Source organism: Mesobacillus subterraneus (assembly GCF_023715485.1).
GTDB lineage: Bacteria > Bacillota > Bacilli > Bacillales > Cytobacillaceae > Mesobacillus > Mesobacillus subterraneus_B.
The window spans coordinates 59,903-72,048 of the sequence record NZ_JAMBOF010000016.1; the positions used below are offsets into that span (position 1 = coordinate 59,903).

A 12,146-nucleotide genomic window follows, 5' to 3' on the forward strand; every position below is an offset into this window, starting at 1 on the left:
TTTCACTATTGAAAGACCACTAAATGAGTTCGTCTTGATTTTTTAACAATGTGGCAGTCTTTTGCCAAAACGGACGACACGACCATTTTCCAACTCAAACCACAAGGATTCTTTAATTCCATATCGAACCATACCATTCCCAGAAAAGCCTTCCGATACCTGTTCGTCTTCATAACCTGGAAAAGGAACCAAATCGCCATAAGCTTCACGGAGTTCTTCTATTGTAGAGCCAATCAAAATGCCTTTTTCCGCCGTAATATGTTCACTAAGGACAGTAATGTCGCTCATATGATATTGTTGATCGCTGACATCATAAATGAATAATATTTCTGCATCCTTATAGACGGCAGTAATTTCTTCATTTGATGTACACTCATTAAAGCTTTTTTTGCTGCTTAAAGGCTTACCTAGAATGGCTTCCGCTTGCTTGAAGGTCGTCAAATAGCTTAAATAATTCATTTTATCTTGAATGAAGAACTTTTCTTGGACAACTCGTTCGTTAATATTGCGGCCCAATTTCACCAATTTCTCTTCTGATTGATACTCGTAAGGGATTCCTAAAGCATTGGTGATGTATTCTGCTGATATGAATAACTTGCCATTTTTTATAATTGCCTCGGTTCCGGGTCTCGGGACCCCATCAATCCAATACGTTAAACTCTTTGTAATGCCCTTTTCTTCAACTACTCCTGATTTTTGGATTACACCTGCCTTCGCTGTATCAACGACTTTTTCTTCCCCGGAAGAACCTCTCGATGCATAGCCCAAGTATCCCGAAAAAAGCATACTTAGAAGGAAAATAACAACCAAAAGACTCTTTTTCATGCCTGCTGGCCACCCTAAATTATTATTTTTCACTGCTTTGTTGTACTAGATTAGTTCTTTTAAAAGTGCTGCTCGCTTACTTCTTTGGAAATTTTGATTCTATCAAAAGTACAAGGGGATATGCAGCAATCAAAAGCAATGTCAGGTAAACAGACTGTTCAAATGTATTTTTAAAGCTTTCTTGACTCCATCCATCTTCACCAATAATCCAGTACGCCACCTGGTTGGAAATCGAAATTCCATCATTGGCTTCAGGAATCAAACTATGAGTGTAGTTTTGCGCTAGACTCACACCCGAAATCATTGCTAGCGCAGCAGCCAGCGCAACTCCCTTCGAGAAAGGATTTTGAATACCACCTCTTTTAATTAACACAATTGAAACAAGTACAAAAACAAAAGCTGAAACCACAAATAGCATGTGGTCACCTCCTTTTTAAAAAAGAATCAATTCTACTAAATTATATTTATAAAAATTATAAAAATATACAAATTTATACAATAATTGGATAAATCAAGTGTAAAAAAAGCCATACCTCCTCGAAGCATGGCACTAACTTATTTTGCAATCATCCAACTAGATGCTTTGGTTGTGATGGATTAATATCGATTTTCAGATTTTTGGGCATGAAAATCTTTATGGTTGTTCCTTCCCCAAGCTTGCTCTCGATCTCAATGCTGCCCTGGTGAAGGTCTATAATCCGTTTGCATGTAATTAACCCTAATCCTGTTCCTTTTTCCTTTGTTGAATAAAAAGGTTCGAACAACTTCTTCGATCTTGAGTCAGATATTCCGCAGCCCTTGTCGGTGATCGTCACCATGATAGCATCTGGGACCACTTCCTCCAGTACCACCTCGATAAAATGGCCGCTGTCCTCCGTAGCTTCAATCGCGTTCTGCAGCAGATTGATCAGCACTTGTTTCATCAGGTTCCGGTCACAATTCAAGATGATGTGCATATCAGAATCGAATTCTATTTTAATGCTTTTTAAATTGGCCTGTGGTTCCATGAAATGGATACAGTCTTTTAATAGGTTATGAAAGTTGATATATTGGAAATTGACGTTTTCATTTGGTTTGGCTATGAACATGAACTCGTTGACGATTTCATTGATCCGGTCCATTTCATCCAGCATGATGTCAAGATACGGCACCAATGCTTGATCCGTAACGCTCTCTTTGACGATTTTGGCAAAACCTTTCAACGAGGTGAGCGGATTCCTGATTTCATGCGCGATGCCTGCCGCCAACTCTCCAACTACAGAAAGTTTCTCCATTTGCTGGACCTGTTTCTCTCTTGTTTTTTCCTTGGTAATGTCTATGGTAGAACCAATAACCTCCACCGTCACTCCGTTTTGGCGAACGGGATTCAGGATGGCCAGATAGTGGATTCCACCAAAACTCCCTTCATAGTTAACATGCTCCCCATTCCACGCCTTTTCATAAAAAGCCTCCTTGCGCATCGCCTGGTCGGCCGGAAGAAACTCGAACAATGATTTCCCCACAACACACTTAGGGCATAGACCTACTTTTTCTATCAGTTTGCCTTCAATAAACGTATGGATGAATTGGTTGTCTTTTTTGATGAACTTAAAAATAAAGCCCGTTTCTCTTGGTATGAACTGTTCATAATCCACCCTATTCTTCTGGTCAGTCACACGGCAACACCCTTAGAAAAAGATTCGTTCTCTAATAATTCTTTATCCATAGGGTAAATCCTTTAGAAAAACAGGAAATTAGTAGTGAATTCCTTAATATTTGTCGATTGTTGCGCCAAGTACTGACGCTCTGATAAAATCCAGATCCTTGAAACGCTTCAATTCTTCCGGGCTGCCGGTCACTACCGCTCCACTGATGTGCAGTTCACCATTTTTTGAATTAGCCTTGATTGCTTTCAATGCTTTTTTTGCAGAAGAGCTTGATTTGCTTACCGTTTCCAATGCGGCTATATATCCTTGCCCATTTTCGGCCGAATAAGGATAGGCTTCTGTCACTTCCAAACCAAAAGCATTGCCGCCTCCTTTTATTTTTAAGCTGTCAGCGTCCAATTCGTCAGTCATCCTTGCTCTTTGGGCTTCCGTCGTCGTATCCACCCATAACCAGTTGACATTTTCATGACCGAGCGTTTTGCTAAGCTGATCCAATGTCATTGGCTCCTTGAAGGACACGGCGACCTCAACCAGCAGATCTTGATCCAAATCTACAGCAATATCCAATTCCTTTGGTAAAAATTCATACGACAGGCCAGGATAATAGAAATCGATCTTCCGTTCATTATTGAAGTCATTATAGCGGATCGTCCTCTTTGCTTCTTCATTCATTCCATTCACATGCACCATGCCGCTTCCCTGGCTGATCGTTTTTACCCTTCCGAAAACCGGGATCTTCTTTGTTTTTTTGTCCCAGACAATCTGCCGATCGCCTACTGTTTTATAATAGGTTGTTTCACTCAATACACTGAACACATTATGGATATAATACGTTCCTCTTTCTGAAACATTCGCTCCCTGCAGCATATTCCGAAATGGATCATTGCTTTCCTGCAGCCGTTTATTCAGCAGATATTCACTGCCTAAAAACACAACAGCCAACAGTACTGCCGACGTCAGGAACCCTATGAATGCATACTTGATCGTCTGCTTTCGGCTCGATTTTTTAATCACCCTTTGCACAGAAGGACTGCTCATAAAATCAATATCTTGTGGAATCTTGTCTTCGTTATTCTCTGTCATAGGCTGCCTCCTTCAACACCTTCGCTAATTGTTTCCTGGCCCTGAATAAATTAGTTTTTACTGTGTTCATGCTTAAACTTAATAATTGCGAGATTTCCTCGTAGGAGAGACCGCTGTGGTATTTCAATAATAATAATTCCTGATATTGCGGTTTTAGACGGCCAAGCGCCTCCCCAAGCTCACTTGAATTTTCTTTTGACAAAATCACTTTTTCCGGCTGTTCTTCACTATTCGATGTAAGCCGGTCATCCTCCAAATTCAACTCTACCCGCCTTAGCTTCCGGCATTGGTCAAAATGGTAATTCAGTGCGACCCGGATCAGCCAGCTGCGCGTTCTCGAAGGCTGGATCGAATCACTATAAAGCAAATATTTATAGGCCGTTTCCTGAACAATATCCTCCGCATCGGTATGTGGAACCCCCTGCTTCAACAAATACCGATAGACGATGTTCAATTCACTATTAAGATCTCGATTTGCATCTCCCATATCAACCTCCCGATAACATAACGTTTATCCTATTGAAAAGTTAACACGTTCCTCAATATTTTTGTTAATTTTTCCATAAAAAAAAAGACTACTTCCCCCTAAGGAGAGCAGTCCTCACAATTACATCTTCTCACCAGTCATTTCCATGACTTTCTCTTTCACTTCTTCTATATTGCGCATTTTGTTGTCCCAGCATTTTTGGCTGAGGTCAACTGGATACTCTTCCGGATTAAGCATGCGTGTGTACTCTTCCCACAGTACGCCCAGGCAGTACTTTGAATGGTTACGCACTTCGTCCAGGCTTGGCTGGTTGTATACGAGCTTTCCATCGTTAAAAATGTCGTGGTGGAGCTCCCTTGCATCAAAATTCGTGACAAACTTGCTGATGAAGGTGTGGACCGGATGGAACATCTTCAAACGCTTTTCCTGTTGTGGATTTTCATCCTCGAGCGTGATGTAGTCACCCTCTGAGCGGTTATTCGATTTATTGATGATTCGGTAGACCTTCTTGATGCCAGGCGTCGTCACCTTTTCCGGGTTGGAGGAAATTTTGATTGTATCCTCCATCAAGCCATCGGCTCTTTCGATTGAAACAATCTTATAAACCGCGCCGAGTGCAGCCTGGTCATAAGCGGTAATCAGTTTTGTTCCGACTCCCCAAACATCGATTTTCGCGCCCTGGGCTTTCAGGTTCATGATCGTATATTCATCAAGGTCGCTGGATGCAACGATTTTCGCATCCTTAAAGCCTGCTTCATCAAGCATTTTGCGGGCTTCCTTTGAAAGATAGGCTAAGTCACCGCTGTCCAGGCGAATGCCGATAAAATTGATTTTATCGCCGAATTCCTTTGCGACTTTTATCGCATTTGGCACACCTGATCTCAAGGTGTCATACGTATCAACAAGGAATACGCAGTCCTCATGTGTTTCAGCGTATTTTTTAAAAGCAGTGTAGTCGTCCCTGTATGCCTGAACCATGGAATGAGCATGCGTACCTGAAATCGGAATCCCGAACAGCTTGCCCGCTCGTACATTGCTTGTGGAATCAAAGCCGCCAATATAAGCAGCACGCGTTCCCCAAAGAGCAGCGTCCATTTCATGTGCACGACGCGAACCGAATTCCATCGCTACTTCATCCTTCACAACCTGCTTGATCCGGGAAGCTTTTGTCGCAATCAAGGTCTGGTAGTTCACGATATTTAAAAGAGCCGTCTCAATCAGCTGAGCTTCAGCAAGCGGAGCATCGACTCTCACAAGAGGCTGGTTGGCAAAGACGATTTCACCCTCCTGCATCGCCCGGATCGTTCCGGTAAAGCGAAGCTCTTTTAAAAAGCTTAGGAAATCCTCACCGAACTTTTCTTCTTCTCTTAAATATTGAATATCATCTTCTGTGAAGCCGAAGTTCTCAATATAGCTGATGATTTTTTCCAGGCCGGCAAAAACAGCATAGCCGTTGCCAAAAGGAAGCTTACGGAAAAACAGGTCAAACACCGCGCGTCGGTTATGAACGCCGTCGCGCCAGTACGTTTCCATCATATTTAATTGGTATAAGTCCGTGTGCAGCATCAAGCTGTCGTCTGTGAATTTTGTGCTCATCAAAAAACCTCCAAATTTACTGCGATCAATGCGTTACTTAACCATGGCGCCATTCAAGCTTTGTAATAGCCAAGTTACTTAACCTCAGCACCAATCGAACTTTCGAAATGGCGAAGCGACCATTCATGGCCAATCTGGTCAAAGGAAGCAACCGCATCCTTATACACAATAACCTTAAATCCCTTATTGTAAGCATCAACCGCCGTATGAAGTACACAAATATCGGTGCAAACGCCGACAAGATGCACTTCCGTGATCCCTCTTTCGCGCAATTTTATTTCAAGGTCTGTAGCAGCAAATGCCGAATACCTCGTCTTGTCGATATAATATACATGCTCCAGATGCTTGTTTTCCTCATACACCGCTTGAAGGCTTCCGTACAAATCCCTTCCCTTTGTGCCGCGGATATTATGAGGCGGGTAGAGCTTCGTTTCCGGATGGAACTCGTCGCCTTCATCATGGACATCAATCGCGAAAACAACATAGTCACCATTTTTGATGAATTCCTCGGTAACGCCGACTAGCTTTTCCTCGATTGCCTGCCCCGGCGCCCCGCAAGTAAGCCGTCCATCATCTGCCACGAAATCATATGTGTAATCGATATTGATTAAAGCCTTGTTCCCCATTATGTATCCACATCCCTTTATATTATTATCTTGCCTGTTATCTCTTATTTTCTTCCATTTATGTTTTACAGGCAAATATTACATATCGGGAGGGTTCTGATGTGCCGAAGACAGATCACCAGTAATGGCTACTGGAGCCCTAGACCAGCTCAGATCTCAAAAACAGGTCACCTACAAAGATTATTGATTACCTAAATCCGCTCATTTTCCGATAACAGGTCACTAATAACGACTATTGGTGACCTAATTCCGCTCAAATCCCGATAACAGGTCACCAATAACGACTATTGGTGACCTTAAACCCGCTCATTTTCCGATAACAGGTCACCAATAACGACTATTGGTGACCTTAAACCCACTCATTTTCCGATAACAGGTCACTAATAACCACTATTGATGACCTAAAACCTGCTCATTTCCGAAAACAGGTCACTAATAACGACTATTGGTGACCTAAAACCCGCTCATTTTCCGATAACAGGTCACCAATAACGACTATTGGTGACCTAAAACCTGCTCATTTTCCGAAAACAGGTCACTAATAACGACTATTGGTGACCTAAAACCCGCTCATTTTCCGATAACAGGTCACCAATAACTCACATTGACTCCCAAACCTCCACGAGCAATTAAATAATGCTCCAATAAATATAATCGAATATCCTGGAATATCCTCAGAATAGAAACATAATTAAGTTTTAAGGAATATCCTTCTATACCCCATTTTAAAAACACACAAAAACCGCCCCAATACTGGAGCGGTTCCATATTATTCTGCTTTAAAATTCAAATCCAGATTCTCTGGACGGTCTTCTGGACGGATTTCATCGAGTGGAACGAATACTTCGATGTGCCTGAACAAGTTTTCAAATTCCGCCGGCAGGTTGCCTCCGTATTCGCCGTCTAGATTCAATTGGACGGTTTCCCTTGAATGAACCTTAATCCTGTTCGCCTGAGTATAAATGACTCCCGGATCATTGATGTGCTCACCGCGGACGGCGAGTGTCGCAATCCTGATAAAATCAGCGAGATTCGTCTTCTTCAAAATCAATAACGAAAACAAGCCATCGTTAATCGAAGAGTTTGGTGCCAGACGCTCGAAGCCGCCAACGGAATTTGTCAGCCCTACGAGGAACATCATTACTTCGCCTTCGAATAGCTTCCCATCGTATTCAATGCTCACTTCTGACGCACGGATGGACGGAAGCATTTCAATTCCTTTTAAATAGTACGCCAGCTGGCCAATAACCGTTTTAAGCTTGCTTGGGACCTCATAGGTCAGTTCAGTCAGCCTGCCGCCGCCTGCAATATTTATGAAATATTTATCGTTGATCCGGCCCACATCAACCGGAATCGTATCGCCTTTAACAATGATGTCAACCGCCGCTTCGATATCCCTTGGAATATGGAGTGCGCGCGCAAAGTCATTGGTTGTTCCAACCGGTATGACCCCGATCTTCGGTCGGTATTCCTGTTCAGCTATCCCATTGACCACTTCATTGATCGTGCCATCTCCCCCGGCAGCAATGACAAGGTCATAACGGCGCTCCACAGCAATTCTCGCTGCCTGAGTCGCATCCCCTTCGCACGTCGTGGCATGGCAGGAAGCTTCATAGCCTGCAGACTCAAGCTTGACCAGAACTTCTGCAAGATTCTTTTTGAAAATTTCACGCCCTGAAGTTGGATTATAAATTATTCTTGCTCTTTTCATACCCATCATCCTACTTAATATGGTTTTTAAATTCCATCATTTTACATCATAGCTCATATTCTTTATAGAGGCAATTGCCTACAATACTTTTCTACCGGATATATCATAAACCACTTTCTCTCTTTTTGCCAAAAAGAAACTTCATTTTTAACCAAAGTGTATTTATTGTTAACTATTGTATTTTTCGAAAAACGCTTCCATTCACTCTATTTATTTTTTACAATACAGAGAGAATAGTTACATAAAATGGAAGATACCCCGGATGGCACTAGAACTCCACGAAAAATAATCTTTCATCTTCAAGACGAATTTAGAATAAAATTTTTTTACTAGACTAAAAGGGTGACTCTTATGACTTGGATAATTCTTCTGGCTGCCTATTTGATTGGTTCGATCCCTACAGCCTTATTAATTGGAAAGTATTTTTTCAACGTCGACATCAGGGACCATGGCAGTAAAAACCCCGGCGCAACCAATACACTAAGGGTTATGGGCAAAAAGGCCGCGATTATCGTTCTGCTTGTAGATGTGGTAAAGGGAATGCTCGCTGCTTCGCTTCCGCTGCTACTCGATGTGCCTCTGGATCCGCTGTACTCAGGATTGATTGCCGTCATCGGCCACTGCTTCCCGATTTTCGCCGGCTTCCGCGGCGGCAAGGCGATCGCCACGACTGCTGGGGCGCTTTTGATCGTTGATTTCGGGATGTTTTTAGCGGTTTATCTGACATTTTTTGCAGTGATGTTCATGACTAAGTATGTGTTCATGGGTTCGATTTCAGTTGGGTTCGCCATGCTGTTATATTCCTTTTTTTCGACCGAGATTAACGAACCTTTGATCTTTGCTGCTTTTATTGTATTTTTAATTTTCCTCCATCGTTCGAACTTACAGAACTTTTTTAATGGCACAGAACCTAAAATAAATGATAAAAAGGTGAAAGGCGATCGTCTTCCACCAAAGGATTCATTTAAATCATAAATCTCCAGCCCCTGGCATTTGAGCCATGGGTTTTTCTTTTCCCTATAAATATATTAATAAAGTAAATTACTATTGTATGAATAGTATTTTTCGCAAAAAAATAGATTGTTAATCATGAATATGAAATGATAGAATATTATTTGTATTAGCAATATTTTTTTAATAATTTTTCACTATAACAAAGGGGGAAAGATTATGTCCAATGAAATGTACCAAATTATTGCAATCGGGATATACATGGCCGCGATGCTTTACATCGGCTGGTATTCCTACAAAAAGACAAGTAATCTGACGGATTACATGCTTGGCGGCAGATCGCTTGGACCTGCGGTAACTGCGCTTAGCGCCGGTGCGGCAGACATGAGTGGATGGCTATTGATGGGCCTTCCTGGGGGAATTTATGTAAGCGGTTTAGCGAATGCGTGGATTGCCATCGGGCTGACTGTCGGAGCCTACCTCAACTGGCTTTTCGTAGCACCTCGACTTCGTTCTTACACACATGTAGCCAATGATTCTATCACGATTCCTGGCTACCTTGAAAACCGTTTTAAAGATGACACTAAGCTGTTAAGAATTGTTTCCGGAATTGTTATCCTGCTCTTTTTTACTTTTTATGTTTCTTCCGGAATGGTTGCTGGAGCCGTCTTCTTCCAGAGCTCGTTTGACCTTGATTACCATACTGGCTTATTGCTCGTTTCCGCTGTCGTCGTGGCTTACACCTTATTCGGCGGCTTCCTGGCAGTAAGCTACACTGATTTCGTCCAGGGATTGATGATGCTGCTTGCCCTTGTGCTTGTTCCGATTATTGGATTCGGCAAAACGGGCGGCCCTGCTGAAACCTTTGACACAATCCGTACTATCGATCCAGCGCTTCTTGACCTGTTCAAAGGCACTACTGTCCTGGGCATCATTTCGACTGCAGCCTGGGGACTTGGCTATTTCGGCCAGCCTCACATCATCACGCGCTTTATGGCGATTACGACTGTAAAAGAAACAAAGAGTGCCAGAAGAATCGGGATGAGCTGGATGATTTTCTCTTTGCTCGGCGCGATTTTAACCGCTTTGATCGGTCTTGCCTATTTTACACAAAATCCAGACGTGAAACTGGATAATCCAGAAGCAGTCTTCATTGAACTCGGCCAATTGTTCTTCCATCCACTGTTCGCAGGCCTCATGCTTGCAGCAGTACTGGCAGCCATCATGAGCACGATTTCTTCTCAGCTGATCGTTACTTCAAGCGCTTTGGTTGAAGATTTGTACAAAATCCTATTCAAAAAAGAAAAATCAGATAAGCAATTCGTCTTCTTCGGCCGCATGGCTGTCCTAATTGTTGCCATCGTTGCTGCTTCCCTCGCCTGGGTGCAGAACGACACCATCCTTGAACTGGTTGCTTACGCTTGGGCTGGATTCGGTGCCGCATTCGGACCAATTATCATCCTGAGCCTGTACTGGAGAAAGATGACCAACTGGGGCGCGATCCTTGGAATGGTTGCCGGTGCAGCGACAGTTGTCATCTGGAGCAATGTCGGCTTGAGCGATGTCATGTACGAAATCGTTCCTGGCTTCATCATCAACCTGATTGTTTCAGTGGTCGTGAGTTTGTTGACTTACAAGCCAAATCCTGAAATTGAAAAAGAATTCGATCTTAGTGTTAAGAACTTGAAATCATAATATCTACAGAAATGCCACAGAGCTTGTCTCTGTGGCATTTTTTATACAGGAGTATTTTTCTGCTCCTTCAGCTTATTGCCTAGCAACCTGCGAAATCCCTCTCCAGTTTCCTTATTATTAATGATTTCAGTTGCATCAACACTGGCCAATATCACCATAATTACTTCACTGTGATTGAACAACTCTTTATACTCTTCATTCTCATATAACATTCGAAACCAATCCAATGCTAACAATTTCTCCGTGTTCTGCTTCGCTTTTTTCTCAGAAAAATTAATCGGCATGGCATTGGCAGCACTAAAACCTAACAACTCAAGAAGGTTCATCAAATCACCTCATCTTCTATTACCTAATCAATACGAATTGAGTATAGACTAAGTTTCATTTTTTTACATTTCGTGACAATCTGACAGGAAATTACACAACATCTATAGAATGATTAAATTAACAATCTTAGTCTGAAACATACCCGCCAAAATGGGAAAAATTGATATTCAGAGGGAAAAACGATGAAGAGAAAGCTATTATTCTACGGAACGACTGCACTTTTGATCTTAACTGTATTGATTGCAATGGACCGCTATAAATTATATAAGGAAGAAAAGCCGCCAATCCCTGAAATCACGGTGAATGGCCAGGAGGTTACATCCATACTCGGCCAATATGATTGGCATGGCACAAAGACAAAGAAAATTGAGCCAATCAAAGTAATGGCCGGGATGAACCCAACAAAAGTGAAGGAAAAACAAAAACTACAAGTCTCATTCCCTCCAGGGTTGGAGCCTGCAAGTATGACAATCAGCCAGGTGAACACAGCACCCGGTCTAAAGAAAAAGAGTGTGGAAGGGAATAGCATGCTGATTCCCAAAAGTCTCACCCCAGAAAGAATCTACTTTATGATAAAGGCCCAATGGAAAAAAGATTACAGCACTTATTATGTAAAAGTCGATATAGAAGACTTGCCGCTTTTTTACGATTTTCTTTCGAAGGACCCTGAGAAACTTTCTGTTCTGGCGATTGTTCCACGTGGAGAGTCAGAAAAGTATGACATCCCTGACGAAGTAAAAGCAAAGCTCGATTCATTCCACATTTCAGATGATATGGAAGGACTGAAGAAAAAATACCCTGAGCTGCTAACAAACCTAACACCTGTCTATATGATCTTTAATAGTGAATTTCACCAGCAGACCGTCGTGGATAAGGAAACATTGATTAACCGTGTGTTGGATGATGGTCGGGATTGAAAGAAGGTCCTTCTGTAAGGGCCTTTTTGCTGCCTAACTCAAACTCGATATAGAAAAACAACTCTTGTAATTCAATCAACCATAATCGAACCAACCCACTGGCTGGTCTTCGAGACGACCTCGAATGTTCGGTCATCTTTCCAGGCCGCCTTCCCCAGAAACCTCCCATACACCATCTCATTTGGTACCTCTTCAACTAGCACTTCCTCTTTTACCAACAAACCGTCTTTATCAAAAATCTTCCCTTTTAACTGAAACGAGCTTACAGTATGTGTACCCACC

At 42.3% G+C, this 12,146-nt stretch carries 13 protein-coding genes; 3 read left to right on the forward strand and 10 right to left on the reverse strand.

Translation table 11 applies throughout. The features are described from left to right. Positions 1-42: 42 nt before the first annotated feature. The 8 genes from M3204_RS19090 to M3204_RS19125 form a co-directional block, all read right to left on the reverse strand. A complete protein-coding gene (locus M3204_RS19090) occupies positions 43-825 on the reverse strand; it encodes a hypothetical protein (RefSeq protein ID WP_251486203.1) in 783 nt (260 codons plus the stop codon). Between the two features lie 76 nt (positions 826-901). Beyond that, positions 902-1,243 (reverse strand): hypothetical protein, encoded by a 342-nt coding sequence (locus M3204_RS19095; RefSeq protein ID WP_251486206.1) that lies wholly within the window; start codon positions 1,241-1,243, stop codon positions 902-904. Between the two features lie 148 nt (positions 1,244-1,391). Continuing rightward, positions 1,392-2,480 (reverse strand): ATP-binding protein, encoded by a 1,089-nt coding sequence (locus M3204_RS19100; RefSeq protein ID WP_251486208.1) that lies wholly within the window; start codon positions 2,478-2,480, stop codon positions 1,392-1,394. Positions 2,481-2,573: 93 nt separating this feature from the next. Then, entirely contained in the window at positions 2,574-3,554 is a 981-nt protein-coding gene (locus M3204_RS19105; protein ID WP_251486212.1) for an anti sigma factor C-terminal domain-containing protein, read from the reverse strand. Continuing rightward, positions 3,541-4,041, reverse strand: coding sequence for an RNA polymerase sigma factor (locus M3204_RS19110; protein WP_251486214.1), 501 nt, complete (start codon positions 4,039-4,041; stop codon positions 3,541-3,543). The genes M3204_RS19105 and M3204_RS19110 overlap by 14 nt, the downstream gene beginning before the upstream one ends. Before the next feature lie 120 nt (positions 4,042-4,161). After that, on the reverse strand, positions 4,162-5,637 hold the full coding sequence (locus M3204_RS19115) for a nicotinate phosphoribosyltransferase (protein WP_251486217.1): 1,476 nt from the start codon (positions 5,635-5,637) through the stop codon (positions 4,162-4,164). 74 nt (positions 5,638-5,711) lie between these two features. Further along, a complete protein-coding gene (locus tag M3204_RS19120) occupies positions 5,712-6,263 on the reverse strand; it encodes a cysteine hydrolase family protein (protein ID WP_251486220.1) in 552 nt (183 codons plus the stop codon). A gap of 769 nt (positions 6,264-7,032) precedes the next feature. Further along, complete coding sequence (locus M3204_RS19125) at positions 7,033-7,974, reverse strand: diacylglycerol kinase (protein WP_251486231.1); 942 nt, start codon at positions 7,972-7,974, stop codon at positions 7,033-7,035. A gap of 351 nt (positions 7,975-8,325) precedes the next feature. On the opposite strand from M3204_RS19125, the gene plsY reads away from it, so the two are divergent. Together plsY and putP are read left to right on the forward strand one after the other, a co-directional pair. Next, positions 8,326-8,949, forward strand: a complete 624-nt coding sequence (gene plsY, locus M3204_RS19130; RefSeq protein ID WP_251486234.1) for a glycerol-3-phosphate 1-O-acyltransferase PlsY — start codon at positions 8,326-8,328, stop codon at positions 8,947-8,949. A 195-nt stretch (positions 8,950-9,144) separates the two neighbouring features. Next, positions 9,145-10,620 carry a sodium/proline symporter PutP gene (putP, locus tag M3204_RS19135; RefSeq protein ID WP_251486237.1) on the forward strand — a complete coding sequence of 492 codons (1,476 nt, stop codon included), beginning with the start codon at positions 9,145-9,147 and terminating at the stop codon, positions 10,618-10,620. Between the two features lie 41 nt (positions 10,621-10,661). Here putP and M3204_RS19140 read toward each other — a convergent pair whose 3' ends face one another. Continuing rightward, on the reverse strand, positions 10,662-10,946 hold the full coding sequence (locus M3204_RS19140; protein WP_251486240.1) for a hypothetical protein: 285 nt from the start codon (positions 10,944-10,946) through the stop codon (positions 10,662-10,664). A 183-nt stretch (positions 10,947-11,129) separates the two neighbouring features. Here M3204_RS19140 and M3204_RS19145 point away from each other — a divergent pair, with 183 nt between their 5' ends. Next, positions 11,130-11,864 (forward strand): hypothetical protein, encoded by a 735-nt coding sequence (locus tag M3204_RS19145; RefSeq protein WP_251486243.1) that lies wholly within the window; start codon positions 11,130-11,132, stop codon positions 11,862-11,864. A gap of 71 nt (positions 11,865-11,935) precedes the next feature. Here M3204_RS19145 and M3204_RS19150 read toward each other — a convergent pair whose 3' ends face one another. Continuing rightward, the gene (locus tag M3204_RS19150; protein WP_251486246.1) at positions 11,936-12,145 is read right to left on the reverse strand and encodes a hypothetical protein; all 210 of its coding nucleotides are present in this window, start codon (positions 12,143-12,145) and stop codon (positions 11,936-11,938) included. Position 12,146 lies beyond the last annotated feature (1 nt).